Raw genomic sequence first — 15,908 nt, forward strand, 5'->3', positions numbered from 1 at the left:
AGTGATGAAAAAAACAGCCATTCAAGGGATTATCCTTGAATGGCTGTTCTGCTATATGGAGGTTAATAGCCGTAATTACATTTTCATTACGCCGCCAGTGCTGGCGGAAGTAACGAGGTGAGCGTAGCGCGCTAGGTAGCCGCGTTTGATCTTAAGCTCGAAGCCTTTCCATTCGGAACGGCGTTTCGCGAACTCTTCGTCGCTGATTAGAAGATCCATCGTACGGTTGTTCATATCGATCTCGATGATGTCGCCGTCTTGTACGAATGCGATAGGTCCGCCTTCAGCTGCTTCTGGTGAAGCGTGGCCGATGCTTATGCCGCGAGATGCGCCAGAGAAGCGTCCGTCAGTTACAAGTGCAACCTTCGCGCCTAAACCCATACCTACGATTTGCGAGGTAGGAGCTAGCATTTCCGGCATGCCAGGGCCGCCGCGCGGTCCTTCGTAACGGATGACTACGACATGGCCTTCTTTGATTTTGCCATTCGCGATGCCGTGAAGCGCATCATCCTGTGAATCAAAGCAAATTGCCGGGCCTTTGTGATAGCCGCCAACCGATTTGTCGACTGCACCTGTCTTGATGATTGCGCCGTTAGGAGCAAGGTTGCCGAACAATACCGCAAGGCCGCCACGCTCTGTATGAGGGTTGTCGATCGTCCGAATAACATCTGTATCTTGAATTTCGCAGCCGATTACGTTCTCGCGAAGCGTCTTGCCCGTAACCGTCAAGCAGTCGCCATGCAAAGCGCCTTCCTTCTTGAAGAGCTCGTTAAGAACAGCGCTTACGCCGCCTGCATTGTGAACATCTTCAATGTGGTAATCCGATGCCGGAGCGATCTTAGCAAGATGCGGTACGCGCTCAGCCACTTCGTTGATGCGCTCGATCGGATACTCGATGCCGGCTTCATGCGCAATAGCCAATGTGTGAAGCACGGTATTCGTCGATCCGCCCATCGCCATATCAAGCGCGAATGCGTTGTCGATCGTATCTTTTGTAACGATATCGCGCGGCTTGATGCCAAGCTCAATGATTTTCATCAATTGGCGAGCTGCGTCTTTAACGAACTCTTTACGCTCTGGGGCTACAGCTAGGATCGTGCCGTTACCAGGCAATGCAAGTCCAAGACCTTCCGCCAAGCAGTTCATGGAGTTAGCTGTAAACATACCCGAACATGAGCCGCAAGTAGGACAGCCAAATTGTTCAAGCTCCATCAATTGATCGTCGTTGATTTTGCCCGCTTGGTGAGCGCCAACGCCTTCAAATACGCTCGAGAGCGAGATGGAACGGCCATCGGAGGTTTTGCCCGCTTTCATAGGTCCGCCGCTTACAAGCATAGTCGGGATGTTGACGCGAAGCGCGCCCATGATCATGCCTGGCGTAATTTTGTCGCAGTTTGGAATACAGACCATACCGTCGAACCAGTGCGCATTTACGACGGTTTCGATCGAATCCGCAATGATCTCACGGCTGGCAAGGGAGTATCGCATGCCGATGTGACCCATAGCAATACCGTCATCCACGCCGATCGTATTAAATTCGAACGGAACGCCGCCAGCTTCGCGGATTGCTTCCTTAACGAGCTTGCCGAACTCCTGTAGATGAACGTGACCAGGAATAATATCAATATACGAGTTGCAAACCGCGATAAACGGCTTGTCGAAATCTTCTTCTTTAACGCCTGCGGCGCGAAGCAAGCTCCGGTGCGGTGCGCGGTCGAATCCTTTTTTGATCATGTCAGAACGCATTCTTTTGGCCGCCATGTAAGTGCCCCCTATGTGCTTATTAAAATATCAATACTCTCGATTTTATCACAATGGACAAGCGTTGGCTATAACGGGAGCAGGCAATGGCTTATCTGCCAAACGTTAAAAAAACATTAAGAAACACTTAAACATTGTGAATTTGCGCCAACCGTCGGGACATGTCGAAGGATATTCATGTATAGTAGGCTCATCGGACACAATGAGAATAACAGTATAGAGATCGAGGAGGACATCGATGATGGAAAGAAGAGTATTAATTGTAGATGACGAGCGGGAAATTGCTGATCTCATTGAAATATATTTGAAGAACGAGGGCTTTGCGACGGAGAAGGCATATGACGGTGAGCAGGCTCTGCTTGCATATGAGAAAAATCCGTTTGATTTGGTCATTTTGGACATTATGATGCCGAACATGGATGGGCTGGAGGCGACAAGGCGTTTGAGGCGGGACCAATCGGTTCCTATTCTGATGCTTAGTGCGAAAGCGGAGGATATGGATAAAATAATGGGACTGATGACTGGTGCTGACGATTACATGATCAAGCCCTTTAATCCGCTTGAGCTTATCGCACGTGTCCGCTCCTTGCTTCGCCGATCCTATCAGTATAGCGGTAAAGCGGAAGGCAGCGGCACTTCCCGTTCGGATAAGGAGCTGCGTCTTGGACCGCTTCGCATCGATAAGCTGAGCCATACCGCTGAGGTTGAAGGAAGATCGCTTCATTTGACCTCCACTGAGTTTGGCATTTTGTTTTTGCTGGCGGGACAGCCGGGCAGAGTGTTTAGCGCGGAGGATATATTCCAGCAGGTATGGAAAGAAAAATATTTTGATTCCAATAATACGGTGATGGTTCATATCAGCAAGCTCAGGGATAAGCTCGAGAAGGAGCTGGGCGATAAAATGATCGTTACGGTGTGGGGGGTAGGCTATAAAATTGAAGGATAATCTCGCTAGAAAAATAGTTGGACGCTCGCTGCTCCATTTGTTCGGAAGCGTATTGCTTTCGATTATTACGATTTACATCTTAATGAATATCAGTATGTGGCTTGCGGACAATGTAAGTCTAGTACGCGATATCGTTCGTATCGTTTTATCTATATTTGACAGCAGTTATGTTTTTATTGGAACAGGCTTTCTCTTGTTTTTTTTCTATTTCATTCTTTTACAGTGGAGCTTGTTTCAATATCTTAGCCAATTGAATAGGACGGTTAAACGGATTGCCGATGGGACTTTTGACTTGGATTATAAAATAGAAGTTCGCAAACGCAGCATTTTTGGTCCTATGGCAGCTAACGTAAACAGCTTAACTGATCGCCTTCATCATGCGCTTGAAGAGGAGCGAAAGGCCGAGCAGACAAAAAATGAATTAATAACGAATGTCTCTCATGACCTTCGCACGCCCCTTACGTCCGTGCTTGGTTATTTGGGGCTCATAGAACAGGATCGCTATAGAGATGAAGTAGAGCTGCGCCATTATGTTCAAATTGCTTATGATAAATCAAAGCGTTTGAATGTATTGATAAATGATTTGTTTGAATATACGAGAATGCGGTACGATTCGGCAGAGCTCAAGGTGAAAAATTTCAATTTAATCGAAATGCTGGGACAAATGCTGGTACAATTCCATTTGCCTCTTCAGGAAGCGGGTATGGAGAGCAAGCTGGATGCGAAGGAGACGTTCGTCATGGTCAAAGGGGACGCCGCAAAGCTTGTTCGCGTATTTGAAAATTTGATCGCTAATGCAATGAACTACGGCAAAGAAGGCAAACGTCTGTTAGTAACGGTTCATACGGAGGAAAAGGATGCTGTCGTTGAGGTTATCAATTACGGCGAACCGATTCCGACCTCCGATCTGCCGTATATTTTTGATCGTTTCTACCGGGTGGACAAATCGCGCACGCAGTGGTCTGGTGGATCGGGGCTTGGTCTTGCGATAGCAAAAAGCATCATTCAAAAGCATGGCGGCACAATCTCGGTAACGAGCGACATCGAACAAACTGCTTTTCGGGTAACCTTGCCTATCATTAAATAATATTTAAGGTTTTCTTATGATTTGGTTACGGTCTCCTTAAGCTCCAGCTTCTATACTTTGTCGTATGGAATTGAAAGCGGAAGGGGATCGTTTGCGATGTACGAAAGATCATTTGGGAGAAAGTAAAATTCGTGGTTTGACAAGCTTGATCGGTCATATCCAAAGCAAGTTAGGTATCCAGGCAGGATAATAGACGAACATGAATGGCAGGCTAATACTTAGAGCTTATCGAATTTAGTTGATTATTCCTACCCGTTTAATAGTGTAAGCATGATGTTAAATCTAGGAGAAGCGCAGGGCGCCTTTTCTGGATTTTTTTATTTTATGTCACAATATGTGACGTGAGAAGATTTACTTACTATTATTTGCTGTCTATAATGAAATGATTACGGGTAGAGAGGTGACAACATGCAGTTGACTGAACGTGAAAAAGAAAAGCTGCTCATTACAATCGCTGCGGATTTGGCGAGACGACGGATGAACCGCGGCGTGAAGCTTAATTATCCAGAAAGTGTTGCGCTCATCACCTCTGAAATTATGGAAGGCGCGCGCGACGGGATGACGGTTGCGCAATTAATGGAATTCGGAACGCAAATATTGAAGCCGGAGCAGGTCATGCCCGGCATTCCGGAAATGATACATGAGGTACAGGTAGAAGCGACTTTCCCAGATGGGACGAAGCTCGTCACCATCCATTACCCGATTTCGGGTTAAGTTGACAAACGGCAATAAGGGCAGCATATCGATGAGGGTCCCATTCATGTTAGAGCGAGAACTTAGGAGAGAGGAGCGTTTGGCAGGATGATACCAGGACAATATCGCACAGCCGCTGGTGAAATTGAGTTAAACGCAGGACGCCTAACGAAGCAGTTAATCGTAGTCAATACAGGAGACAGACCTGTTCAAGTAGGCTCTCATTTTCATTTTTTTGAAGTCAACCGTGCGCTGAAGTTTGATCGCGAGGCAGCGTTTGGCATGCGGCTTCACATTGCCGCTGGTACAGCGGTGCGATTCGAGCCAGGCGAGGAGAAGCCTGTGACTGTTGTAGAGCTTGGCGGCGCGAAGCTATCCTATGGATTGAACGGCTTAAGCCAAGGGAAAGCCGAGTCAGGCGCTATGCCTGATGCAGTGCGAGTCCGACTCGCGGCTTGGGAGGGTGAAGGCGGATGACGAAGATGGATCGACGAAGCTATGCGGCTATGTTCGGACCTACTGCCGGAGATGCAATTCGCCTAGCAGATACGGAGCTATGGGCACAGATCGAGCATGACTATACCGTTTACGGTGACGAATGCAAGTTCGGCGGCGGCAAGGTCATTCGTGACGGCATGGGGCAATCAAGCGGTGCCATGCGTGATGAGGGCGTGCTGGATACGCTTATTACAAATGCGGTTATTATCGATCATTCCGGCATTGTGAAAGCGGATATCGGCATTAAAGATGGATTTATTGTCGGCATCGGGAAGGCGGGCAATCCAGACATTATGGATGGCGTTCATCCGAACATGATCGTTGGCGCGAGCACAGAGGTCATCGCAGGAGAAGGCAAAATCGTAACGGCAGGGGCCATTGATGCGCATATTCATTTTATTTGCCCACAGCAAATCGAGACGGCGCTATCCTCCGGCGTAACCACGATGATCGGCGGAGGTACCGGTCCTGCAACGGGTACGAATGCCACGACGGTTACACCGGGTGCATGGCATATGAGACGGATGCTGGAGGCGGCTGAGCATTTTCCGATGAATATCGGTTTTACAGGCAAAGGAAATGCTTCATTCACTGCTCCGCTCATCGAGCAAATCGAAGCGGGTGCGATTGGGCTGAAGCTGCATGAGGATTGGGGCACGACGCCAGCGGCCATCGATGCCTGCTTGCAGGCGGCGGATCAGTACGACATTCAGGTCGCGATCCATACCGATACGTTGAATGAAGCGGGCTTTGTAGAGGATACGCTCGCCGCGATCGGCGGGAGAACGATTCATACTTATCATACAGAAGGTGCGGGCGGCGGCCATGCGCCTGACATTATCATTGCGGCAGGCGAGCTTAACGTGCTACCTTCTTCGACGAACCCGACGCGTCCTTTTACGATCAACACGATCGAAGAGCATCTGGATATGCTGATGGTTTGCCATCATTTGGACAGCAGCATACCGGAGGATGTTGCATTCGCCGATTCGCGGATTAGGCCGGAGACGATTGCCGCAGAGGATATTTTGCATGATATGGGCGTGTTCAGCATGATCAGCTCCGATTCGCAGGCGATGGGCCGCGTCGGGGAGGTCATTATTCGGACATGGCAAACCGCTGATAAAATGAAAAAGCAACGGGGACCGTTAACGCCGGACAACGAGCAGCATGATAATTTCCGCATTAAGCGCTACATTGCAAAATATACGATTAATCCGGCGATCACTCATGGCATCTCCCATTTGGTCGGCTCGCTGGAAGCGGGCAAGTACGCTGATCTCGTCATTTGGAATCCGATGTTTTTTGGAGTTAAGCCGGATCTAGTCTTAAAGGGCGGCAGCATCGCGTTTGCCCAAATGGGCGACCCGAACGCCTCGATCCCGACGCCGCAGCCGGTATTTGGCCGTCCCATGTTCGCTTCCTTCGGGAAGCTGGTGTACAGCAGCTCGATTACGTTCGTCTCTCAGGCAGCGTATGACCGCGGCATCGCCAAGGAGCTGGGGCTTCAGAAACGGATTGAGCCGGTGAAGGGCTGCCGCACGGTCACGAAGAAGGATATGGTCCATAACGATGCAACGCCAAAACTAGAGGTGGATGCAGAAACGTATCATGTGCTTGTGGATGGCGAGCATGTAACCTGCGAGCCGGCAGAGGTGCTGCCGATGGCGCAGCGCTATTTCTTATTTTAGCGGATGATTAGTGCCTCAGAGGATGGGAGGGGCAAACGATAATGAAGGAACATATTAGATGGCTGGCCATGCAGCAACTGCTCGATTCGGCTTTGCCGATCGGAGGCTTCTCGCATTCGTTTGGACTCGAGACGATGGTGCAGGACGGCAGGATAAACAACTCCGGCCAGCTTTATGCTTATGCGTCCGCTATGCTTATGCAAAGCTGGGCAAGCTCCGATGCGATGATCATCAAGGCGGTTTACCGGGATGCGCCGCAAGCGGATTGGGAGCGTCTATGGTCAGTTGAACGGATGGTTCATTTGCAAAGAGTGGCATCGGAAACCCGCAGCGGCGTGGAGAAAATGGGGCGGCGGCTGCTGCAGCTTGCTTCAGCCATACATCCGCAGTTGGACTTTTCGCCACTGACGGAGGCGATGCGCGCCGGCAAATGCTTCGCCTCCCATCCGCTTGCGCATGGCTATGCCTGCTGGCAACTGGGCGTATCGGAAGAACAGGCGATACAAGGCTACTTTTATACATGCATCGTAACCTGTATCAACAGCGCTCTGCGGCTAATGTCAATGGGACAGACAGAGGGGCAATCATTAATTGCAAGGCTGACTCCCTTGACGGAGGAAGCGTTGGAGATTGCGAGGGAGCTTGCGCCGGAGGAGGCGTATTCCAATATGCCGATGGCGGAGCTCTCGATGATGCGTCATGAACGTTTGTATTCGCGATTATTTATGTCTTAACTATATAAATTGGAGGAATGACAAATGTGCCAAGGACAAGGACATACGCATCAAGAATGGGAAAGCAAAGCGATCGATAGCTCAAGACCGATTCGAATCGGTATTGGCGGACCGGTAGGCTCCGGCAAGACAGCGCTTGTTGAACGCCTCACGCGCGAGCTTCACACGAAATTCAGCGTGGCAGTTATTACGAACGATATTTATACGAAGGAAGATGCTCGTATTCTGTTCAACACAGGCGTTCTGCCTGAAGAGCGCATTATCGGCGTAGAGACGGGCGGCTGCCCGCATACGGCTATTCGCGAGGATGCTTCGATGAATTTTGAAGCCATTGAGGAGCTGGAGCAGCGGTTTGACCATTTGGATCTGATCTTTATCGAGAGCGGCGGCGATAACCTGGCGGCGGCCTTCAGCCCGGAGCTTGTTGATCGCTTTATCTATATCATCGACGTTGCCCAAGGGGAGAAAATTCCGCGCAAGGGCGGTCCCGGCATTATGCGCTCGGATTTGCTCGTCATTAATAAGATCGATCTGGCGCCTTACGTAGGCGCAAGCCTTGAAGTGTTGGAGGCGGATACGCTGAAGATGCGCGGCGACCGTCCATTCGTATTCTCGAATCTGTTCGGCGGAGACGGCGTGGATGAGATCGTAAGCTGGCTGACCCATGAGATTGCACATGCGCGCGGTACAGAGCATTCGCATGTCATCCAGTTAACGAGCATTCCTGCTGAGCACCGTCACTCCGCGTCCTAATGGAACGGGCGCAAGCTGCCGAAACGACAAGGCTGCATGAGTGTTCTTCGGATATTAGAACATCCGTGCTGCGCGCTTCCTTTGCAAGTTCGCGGGGGCAAACGATCATCGAGAAAAAATACCACACCGCGCCAATGAAAATAGCGAAAGCTTTTCCACTGGAAGGGCAGCTTGGCGTTATCGTCATGGACGTATCGCCCGGCCTGCTGGACGGCGACAGATATGAAATGGAATGGACGGCTAAGACTGCTGCCCATGTCATGATTACGAACCAATCGTATACGAAGGTGCATCCGAGCACACCGAGCAGAGGCTCCTCCATGATGCAGACGTTTACCCTTGATGAGGGTGCAGTTGTTGAGCATATGCTTGAGCCGGTTATGCTGTATAAGGACGCTGCGTTTCGGAATGAGTCGATCGTTCGCTTGAAGGAGGGCTCGGTGTGGATGCAAGCCGATGTGCTTTGTCCCGGCCGAACTCTCCGCGGCGAGCGCTTCGATTATCGTTCATACCATAATTCGCTTACGGTTCATTACGGAGGGAAACTCATTTTCTCGCAGCGTCAGCGGATCAAGCCGGTAAGGCAAGCGATCTCGGCTCCTGGCTGCTGGGATGAGATGACCCACATGGCTACCTTCTATTTGTTCTCTGATCTTGTGAACAAAGCACATCTGGAGCAGCTGCAGGAGAAGCTGGATAGCTTCGAGGCACCAGTTGGCCGCAAGGTGCTTGCAGGAGCGTCGATGACGCATCGGTTCGGGGTAGCGGTATCCGCCGCATCTACGGCTGCTTGGCCGCTGCAGCAGCTTATGCAGGAGCTTTGGCAGACGGCTCGCAAAGGGCTGCTGGGCAAGCCTCCGCTTCGTTTTTTGCAGGGATAAGGAAGGGGACTTAGCAAAATTAGGTCTGTCAACTTCAGTTGGCGGGCTTTTTTTTATTGCTGCAAGCCATCAAAAACAAATATTTAGCGACAGTATTAGTTAATCTTATAAATGAACGTTATAATATAGAGAGCTGAAATATTAGAAATAGGAGACAGGTTGGTGATCGATTGGAAGCTTCAAGTGCGGAAAGGCTGGATTTAATGAGACGTCTGGACGAATCCTTTCGTCAGGTGCGTCGACAAATTAATGCAGAATGGAACACCTATAACGTACACGGGTTAGGCATGTCACATGGCAGGATGCTTACGATTTTATCGCAATCAGGCCCGCAAAAGGCATCGGCCTTGGCGGAGCAGCTGCTTATTACAAGCGGAGGCGTTACCGGGATTGCCGATCGGCTGATTGAGCTGGGCTATGTGAAGCGGGAGCGGGGCGAGAAGGATCGGCGCGTGGTCATGCTGGATATTACAGAATCTGGTCTGGAAATCGTCAAGCTTATTGAAACGGTTCGGCTCAAGATCATGCATAGGCTGTTTGATGGGATGTCGATAGCGAATATGGAGCAGGGTTTACATATCTTTGAACATATGAGTAAAAATATGGAATCTGATGTTGCGAATTCATGACTAATTACATAATTTGTTTTTTAATCCGTGTAAATCTAGTGTAAAATAAACTAGAAATTTGTCGAATGGAAATAGGTTGACAAATTCCGATAAAACAACTAGGATTAGAGGGGAATAATACATTTACGTTTAGGGGAGATTTCGATGAAGAAGGCACTTGCTTTAGCGGTATCGTTATTTCTAATGGTTGCGATTGTGGCAGCTTGCGGATCTAATAAAAACGATGGAGGAAACGCAGCGAATAACAGCGCAGCGACAAATAATGCAGCTGGCGATAAAGCTGAAAAGAAAAAAATCGCGCTCGTGCTTCCAGAGAAAATTGGCGTTAACAAGTTTTTCGTATTGATGGATGAAGGCTTTAAAAAAGCAGGCGATGAATTCGGCGCTGAAGTAAAAACGATCGAATCTACTGACCCAGCCGCTTTTGAACAAAATCTTCGAGCAACGGTTGCTGAAGACTATGACCTTATCATCACGGCAACGTTCCAAGCAGAGGATGCTCTTAAAAAAGTAGCTGCTGAAAATCCGGACAAGCCTTTTGCAATCATTGATACAGTTGTTGATCTCCCGAACGTTCGCAGCGTTAACTTCCGCGAGCATGAAGCTTCCTACCTGATGGGAGCACTTGCTGGCCTTGCAACTAAAACAAACATCGTTGGCGCTGTTGTCGCAATGGACGCGCCACTGCTTAGCAAATATACTTCCGGCTTCGAGCAAGGCTTGAAAAGCACGAATCCTGATGCGCAATTCCTTGTCAACTATGTAGGCAGCTTCAATGATCCGGTTAAAGGCAAGGAGCTTGCATTGCTTCAACAATCCAAAGGCGCAGACTACATCGCAGGTATGGCGGCTGTCGGCGACAACGGCGTATTCGAAGCAGCGAAGGAGAAAGGATTCTTCACATCCGGCCAAGATACAGACCGTACCGATGAAGATCCAGAGCATATCGTTCTATCGCAATTGAAGGGTACCGACGCCGTAGCTTATGAAACGGTAAAAACGTTCGTAGAAGGAAACTTCGCATACGGCGTTGCCGATTACGGCTTGAAAGAAGACGGCGTAGGCCTTACATTCGTAACGAGAGACAGCAAATCAGCTCTTAGCCCGTTCATCGGCCAAGAGAACGTTGATAAAGTAAAAGCTATCGCTGAAGATATTAAATCTGGTAAAATCGTTGTTGTAAATCCGCTAGCCCAATAGGTTGACATGCCGGCTGCCTATGCAGCCGGCTTGCTTGTTGATTGGAAGCTTCCTCCATTTTGGAGGAAGTGGTTTTTTTTTGTTTATACGGCTATGAAAGGAGAGGGCGTTTGGATGTTGCTGCAAATGGATAGCATAACCAAGTCATATGGTAGCGTAACCGCAAATAGCGGTGTGCAGTTTTCGCTGCAAAGAGGAGAAATTCATGCCTTGGTCGGTGAGAATGGTGCAGGAAAAACGACGCTGATGCGCATTTTATACGGCATGGAAAGCCCGACTATCGGCGAGATTCGTCTGGATGGCAAGCCGGTTTCCTTTGCAAGCCCAGCTGATGCGATCAATCATAAAATTGGGATGGTACACCAGCATTTTATGTTGTTCCCGACGTTTACGATCGCAGAAAATATTGTGATCGGACGTGAACCCTCCAAGGGAGTCGGCTTCGATCGGAAAGCTGCTGCCGCGGAAACCGAAAGGCTTGGGAAGCTTTACGGAATGCCTGTCGATCCGTGGAGGAAGGTTGCGGATTGCTCCTTGGGCATGCAGCAGCGCGTTGAAATTTTAAAGGTGCTCTATCAGGGAGCAGAAATTATTATATTGGACGAGCCGACAGGTGTTTTAACGCCGCTTGAGGTGAAAGAGCTGCTGATCGCGATCAAAGGTTTAGCCGCGCAAGGAAAGAGCTTCGTATTAATCAGCCATAAGCTGCAGGAAATTATGGAAGTTGCGGACCGGGTAACGGTGCTGCGAGACGGCAAGGTCACAGGGACGCTTGACGCCAAGGACACGAGTGCGGAAGATCTGTCGCGGCTTATGGTTGGCCGAGACTTAGTACATATATCGCGTAATGAGGCTGACAGCGGTAAGCCTGTGCTGGAAGTATCAAACGTGTCGATGAAGGGTACGAAGACGAAGCCGCTGCTGAGCGACGTCAGCCTTCATGTCAATGAAGGAGAAATCGTTGGCATCGCCGGCATCTCAGGCAACGGCCAATCGGAGCTTATACAAACGATTTCAGGTCTATTGAAGCCGGATGACGGAACGATCAAGCTGCTTGGACAAGACGTGACGGGTGCGCCGGTTGGGGCTATTCGCGAGCGCGGACTTGCCCATATTCCCGAGGACCGCTATCAATGGGGCGTTGCGAAGGATGCGACAGTTGCCGAGAACGGATTAATGGGACATACAGGCAGGCATCAGAAATATGGCGTCTTGAACGGTACGAGCATAAGGCAAATGATCAGCGAATGGGTGACAAGATTCGGAATCAAGACAGGCTCTCTGTCTACGAAGGCTCAGTTTTTGTCAGGCGGGAATCTGCAGAAGCTTATCGTTGCCCGTGAGCTTGCACAGAAAACTCCGTTTCTAATAGCGGCAGAACCGACGCGGGGCGTCGATGTTGGCGCGATGGAAATTATTCATGGCGAGCTTCTAAAGAAGCGGGATGAGCGAGGGGCGATATTGCTCATTTCCTCGGAGTTGACGGAAATACTGAAACTGTCGGATCGCATCTTGATCATGTTCGAGGGGAAAATCGTTGGCGAGCTGGATGCAGACACGGCAACAGAGGAGCAAATTAGTTTGTTAATGGCGGGAGGAAGAGCAGTTGGATAAGCTGTTACAATATGGACGTTCGCTGCTGCAGCCGCTGCTCGCTGTTATCGTTGGCCTTGCAGCAGGCGCGATCGCCATCGCAATCGTCGGAGGCTCCGTCATGGAGACGTATGCGGAAATGTGGAAGGGCGCCTTCGGCAGCTTTTACTTTTTTGCGAATACGTTAAGCCGGGCTACGCCTATTATTTTGATCGGACTTGGCGTAGCCCTTGCCTTTCGTGCTGGATTTTTTAATATGGGCTCGGAAGGGCAGATGGTGCTTGGGGCGCTAAGTGCAGCTGTAACTGCTATTTATTTGCCTGGACCTGGATGGTTTAAGCTTGTAGCTGCTATTATTGCCGGTATTATTTCCGGGGGAATATGGTCGGCCTTTGCTGGCTGGCTGGATGCGAGATTTCGCATGAATTTGCTTATCACAACATTATTGCTCAATTATATTGCTACGTTATTTGCGGGCTACATCGTATCGTATCCGCTCAAGGACCGGACTGGCTCTGCGGCAATGGCGCAAACGGTTATGCTTGACCAGAGCGTGTGGCTGCCAAAGCTGTTTAAAGGGATGAGCCTTCATGCGGGCTTTATTATTGCCGCAGCCTGTGCGGTGCTGCTCTTTCTGTTTATGCGCTACACGGTAAAGGGCTATGAAATTAGAATGCTGGGCGGCAATCCACTATTCGCAAGCTATGGGGGCGTGCAGCGCGGCAAAATGATGCTGCTGAGCATGTTCGTCAGCGGCGGCTTTGCCGGACTTGCCGGCTCTGTCGAAGTACTTGGCACGCAATATCGTTATTTAGATGGCGCATTAACATCACCGGGATACGCTTGGTCAGGCATCATGGCAACACTGCTTGCCGGGTCACATCCGCTTGGTACGGCGTTCGCGGCTATATTGCTTGCCGCGCTGCAAACAGGCGGCATGGGCATGGAGCGCAACACTGAAGTGCCGCTAGAGGTGTCCAGCATCATTCAAGCGGTGCTCATTTTGTTCGTATCGGCCAAAATCACTTATTCGTTCATTAAACGCAAGAAGGCGAGGTCATAGTATGGATTTTTTATTGGATGTCTCGCTATATGCCTCGACGCTTCGCATGGTCACGCCTATTCTTCTAGCAGCACTTGGCGGCGCTATATGCGCTCGAGTCGGATTGTTTAACGTTGGCTTAGAGGGCTTGGTGCTGATTGGAGCATTCTCTGCAATCGTGGGCAACCACTTTACGGGCAATGTTTTTGCCGCGGTGCTGTTTGCGATATTATGCTCGCTCGTATTTTCAATATTGTTTGGCTATATGAGCATCCATCTCAAGGCCAATGTCATCGTTGTCGGTATTGCGCTCAATTTTCTGGCGCTAGGACTGACGACCTTCTCGCTGCGTGCGATCTTTGATGTTAAAGGGGCATATTACAATAAGGATATGATAGGGCTTCCGAAATGGGATATTCCGGTGCTCAAGGATATTCCTTGGCTCGGAGATGTATTTTCTGGCCATTCGCCGCTCGTCTATTTATCTATTGTGCTCGTTATTGCGCTGCAGTGGTTTTTGTTCAAAACGGTCACTGGCTTCCGGTTGCTGGCAGCAGGCGAGAATCCGACTGCGGCAAAGAGCCTTGGTATTAAAGTATCTCGTCTCCAATATGGTGCAGTACTAATGTGCGGCGTGTTATGCGGACTTGCCGGAGCTCAGCTGTCGCTTGGCAATGTAACGATGTTTACTGAGGGGATGACCTCGGGAAGAGGCTTCATCGCTCTCGTTGCAACGATGCTCGGCCAGTCCAATCCGCTTGGCGTTGCGGCATCAAGCTTGTTGTTTGGCTTTATGGACGCGCTTAGCATTAGGCTGCAGGGCTTTGCCTTGCCGACTCATTTTACGATGATGCTGCCTTACATCGTGACGATTGCCGCTATGCTCTTCTTTAAAGATAAAGGCTATATGCAGGAAGCTCGCAAATCGAATGAAAGCTCACGCTAATTTGATATTGAATATGGAGGTAATCACGATGCACAAAAAAGCAGATCGTCTGAAAAAAGTAACTGCGATTAGACAAGCGGAGGTTTCTCCTGAGCTTGCCGATCGTGTACCGCCAGGCCAGACGCTAACGGAACGGTTTCCTATTTTGCATGAGGGGGACGTGCCTCGTTACGATATTAGCAAATGGTCGCTTCGGGTGTTTGGTGAAGTCGAGGAGGAGCGCTCATTCAGCTTCGAGGAGCTTCTCGCACTGCCTCAAACCAAAATCTCTTGCGACATTCACTGCGTTACGCGCTGGTCGAAGCTGGACACAGAGTGGGAAGGGATTAAGTTCAAGGACCTTTTGCCTCTGCTTGGCGCAAAGGCGGATGCGAAATATGTGATGATTCATGCGGACGAGGATTATGATACCAATCTGCCGCTTGAAGATTTGCTTCACGAGAACATATTGCTCGCGCATCGCTACGATGGGGAGCCATTGACCGACAAGCATGGCTGGCCGATGCGCCTGCTCGTTCCGCATTTATATTTCTGGAAGAGCGCGAAGTGGATTACGGGCATTGAATTTATGAAAGAGGATCGCGAAGGGTTCTGGGAGCGCAACGGCTTTCACAACTACGCGGATCCGTTTAAGGAACAGCGCTTCAGCAGCGACGAAAACTCGATGCCTGAGGACGAATGGATGAAGAAGGAGTTTGATTAATAAGATGCTGCCAATACTACAAGTCAATCCAGAAGATTTGCCGGCTATTGCAATCGTATGCGGCGATCCGCGCCGTGCAGAGACGATTTCACAGAAGCTTGCAAATGTAAAAGAGCTCGCATTCGCCCGTGAATACCGGACGTTCGTGGGCGAGTACGAAGGCGTGCAGCTTGCGGTAGTGAGCCACGGAGTTGGCTCGCCGGGAGCGGCTGTCTGCTTTGAGGAGCTCATTCGCGGTGGCGTGAAGACGCTCATTCGTGTAGGAACCGCCGGCTCTTATTCGGCAGATCATCCTGCGGGAAGCCTTGTCGTCAGTACGGCGGCAGTCCGTGCGGAAGGACTTACGCATCAGCTCGTTCCTGCCGGCTTCCCGGCCGTTGCAGACAGTGAGGTTACGGCGGCGCTGTACGAAGCGGCGCTTGAGAGCGAAGGCATCGTGAAGAAGGGCATTACGGTAACGCTTGATGTGTTCTTCAATGGTGTTGTGGAAATTCCACACCGTCAATATAAGCAAGCTAGCGTCCTTGCCGTAGAGATGGAAATTGCCGCATTGTATGTCATAGCTTCGCTGCGCGGAGCGCGTGCAGGCGCGATTTTGGCGCTCGATGGATATGCAGATTCCGATTTGGCGGGCGAGTACGATCCGCATACCGACGTAGTGGCGAAGGCCGTTGAGCGGGAAATCAATACGGCGCTGAAAGCTATTGTTAAGCTTGCATCTGTGTAACTATTATTTGTTGCTGAGCTAGGA

General features: G+C 50.1%; 16 protein-coding genes. 15 read left to right on the forward strand and 1 reads right to left on the reverse strand.

Translation table 11 applies throughout. From position 1 onward, the window contains the following. Positions 1-75: 75 nt before the first annotated feature. Entirely contained in the window at positions 76-1,761 is a 1,686-nt protein-coding gene (ilvD, locus tag AC1TPC_RS08900) for a dihydroxy-acid dehydratase (protein WP_482066499.1), read from the reverse strand. A gap of 241 nt (positions 1,762-2,002) precedes the next feature. Between ilvD and AC1TPC_RS08905 the strand changes: the two genes are divergently transcribed. The 15 genes from AC1TPC_RS08905 to AC1TPC_RS08975 all read left to right on the forward strand — a co-directional run bounded on the left by AC1TPC_RS08905 (position 2,003) and on the right by AC1TPC_RS08975 (position 15,884). After that, positions 2,003-2,707: a response regulator transcription factor gene (locus AC1TPC_RS08905; RefSeq protein WP_482066623.1), complete on the forward strand. Its 705-nt coding sequence runs from the start codon at positions 2,003-2,005 to the stop codon at positions 2,705-2,707. Continuing rightward, on the forward strand, positions 2,697-3,794 hold the full coding sequence (locus tag AC1TPC_RS08910; protein ID WP_482066500.1) for a sensor histidine kinase: 1,098 nt from the start codon (positions 2,697-2,699) through the stop codon (positions 3,792-3,794). The genes AC1TPC_RS08905 and AC1TPC_RS08910 overlap by 11 nt, the downstream gene beginning before the upstream one ends. Positions 3,795-4,202: 408 nt before the next feature. After that, the gene (locus AC1TPC_RS08915; protein WP_482066501.1) at positions 4,203-4,508 is read left to right on the forward strand and encodes an urease subunit gamma; all 306 of its coding nucleotides are present in this window, start codon (positions 4,203-4,205) and stop codon (positions 4,506-4,508) included. 87 nt (positions 4,509-4,595) lie between these two features. After that, complete coding sequence (locus AC1TPC_RS08920) at positions 4,596-4,964, forward strand: urease subunit beta (protein ID WP_482066502.1); 369 nt, start codon at positions 4,596-4,598, stop codon at positions 4,962-4,964. Then, complete coding sequence (ureC, locus tag AC1TPC_RS08925) at positions 4,961-6,676, forward strand: urease subunit alpha (RefSeq protein ID WP_482066503.1); 1,716 nt, start codon at positions 4,961-4,963, stop codon at positions 6,674-6,676. Before AC1TPC_RS08920 ends, ureC begins: the two co-directional genes overlap by 4 nt. A gap of 41 nt (positions 6,677-6,717) precedes the next feature. Further along, entirely contained in the window at positions 6,718-7,410 is a 693-nt protein-coding gene (locus AC1TPC_RS08930; protein ID WP_482066504.1) for an urease accessory protein UreF, read from the forward strand. Positions 7,411-7,434: 24 nt separating this feature from the next. Continuing rightward, positions 7,435-8,163 (forward strand): urease accessory protein UreG, encoded by a 729-nt coding sequence (gene ureG, locus AC1TPC_RS08935; protein WP_482066505.1) that lies wholly within the window; start codon positions 7,435-7,437, stop codon positions 8,161-8,163. Next, the gene (locus AC1TPC_RS08940; RefSeq protein ID WP_482066506.1) at positions 8,163-9,044 is read left to right on the forward strand and encodes an urease accessory protein UreD; all 882 of its coding nucleotides are present in this window, start codon (positions 8,163-8,165) and stop codon (positions 9,042-9,044) included. Before ureG ends, AC1TPC_RS08940 begins: the two co-directional genes overlap by 1 nt. A 170-nt stretch (positions 9,045-9,214) precedes the next feature. Next, entirely contained in the window at positions 9,215-9,673 is a 459-nt protein-coding gene (locus AC1TPC_RS08945) for a MarR family winged helix-turn-helix transcriptional regulator (RefSeq protein ID WP_482066507.1), read from the forward strand. 144 nt (positions 9,674-9,817) lie between these two features. Continuing rightward, a complete protein-coding gene (locus AC1TPC_RS08950) occupies positions 9,818-10,873 on the forward strand; it encodes a BMP family lipoprotein (RefSeq protein ID WP_482066508.1) in 1,056 nt (351 codons plus the stop codon). Positions 10,874-10,987: 114 nt separating this feature from the next. After that, positions 10,988-12,487, forward strand: coding sequence for an ABC transporter ATP-binding protein (locus tag AC1TPC_RS08955; protein WP_482066509.1), 1,500 nt, complete (start codon positions 10,988-10,990; stop codon positions 12,485-12,487). After that, a complete protein-coding gene (locus AC1TPC_RS08960) occupies positions 12,480-13,529 on the forward strand; it encodes an ABC transporter permease (RefSeq protein ID WP_482066510.1) in 1,050 nt (349 codons plus the stop codon). The genes AC1TPC_RS08955 and AC1TPC_RS08960 overlap by 8 nt, the downstream gene beginning before the upstream one ends. A 1-nt stretch (position 13,530) precedes the next feature. Then, positions 13,531-14,454: an ABC transporter permease gene (locus AC1TPC_RS08965; protein ID WP_482066511.1), complete on the forward strand. Its 924-nt coding sequence runs from the start codon at positions 13,531-13,533 to the stop codon at positions 14,452-14,454. A 28-nt stretch (positions 14,455-14,482) separates the two neighbouring features. Beyond that, a complete protein-coding gene (locus tag AC1TPC_RS08970; RefSeq protein ID WP_482066512.1) occupies positions 14,483-15,157 on the forward strand; it encodes a sulfite oxidase-like oxidoreductase in 675 nt (224 codons plus the stop codon). 4 nt (positions 15,158-15,161) lie between these two features. After that, positions 15,162-15,884: a nucleoside phosphorylase gene (locus AC1TPC_RS08975; RefSeq protein WP_482066513.1), complete on the forward strand. Its 723-nt coding sequence runs from the start codon at positions 15,162-15,164 to the stop codon at positions 15,882-15,884. Positions 15,885-15,908 lie beyond the last annotated feature (24 nt).

The organism is Paenibacillus sp. Y280 (genome assembly GCF_056786335.1).

Coding starts and splice junctions, on each gene's coding strand:
- AC1TPC_RS08930 (WP_482066504.1), top strand. CDS start 6,718: ATGAAGGAACATATTAGATGGCTGGCCATGCAGCAACTGCTCGATTCG.
- AC1TPC_RS08915 (WP_482066501.1), top strand. CDS start 4,203: ATGCAGTTGACTGAACGTGAAAAAGAAAAGCTGCTCATTACAATCGCT.
- ilvD (WP_482066499.1), bottom strand. CDS start 1,761: ATGGCGGCCAAAAGAATGCGTTCTGACATGATCAAAAAAGGATTCGAC.
- AC1TPC_RS08955 (WP_482066509.1), top strand. CDS start 10,988: ATGTTGCTGCAAATGGATAGCATAACCAAGTCATATGGTAGCGTAACC.
- AC1TPC_RS08940 (WP_482066506.1), top strand. CDS start 8,163: ATGGAACGGGCGCAAGCTGCCGAAACGACAAGGCTGCATGAGTGTTCT.
- AC1TPC_RS08970 (WP_482066512.1), top strand. CDS start 14,483: ATGCACAAAAAAGCAGATCGTCTGAAAAAAGTAACTGCGATTAGACAA.
- AC1TPC_RS08975 (WP_482066513.1), top strand. CDS start 15,162: ATGCTGCCAATACTACAAGTCAATCCAGAAGATTTGCCGGCTATTGCA.
- AC1TPC_RS08965 (WP_482066511.1), top strand. CDS start 13,531: ATGGATTTTTTATTGGATGTCTCGCTATATGCCTCGACGCTTCGCATG.
- ureC (WP_482066503.1), top strand. CDS start 4,961: ATGACGAAGATGGATCGACGAAGCTATGCGGCTATGTTCGGACCTACT.
- AC1TPC_RS08950 (WP_482066508.1), top strand. CDS start 9,818: ATGAAGAAGGCACTTGCTTTAGCGGTATCGTTATTTCTAATGGTTGCG.
- ureG (WP_482066505.1), top strand. CDS start 7,435: ATGTGCCAAGGACAAGGACATACGCATCAAGAATGGGAAAGCAAAGCG.
- AC1TPC_RS08920 (WP_482066502.1), top strand. CDS start 4,596: ATGATACCAGGACAATATCGCACAGCCGCTGGTGAAATTGAGTTAAAC.
- AC1TPC_RS08905 (WP_482066623.1), top strand. CDS start 2,003: ATGGAAAGAAGAGTATTAATTGTAGATGACGAGCGGGAAATTGCTGAT.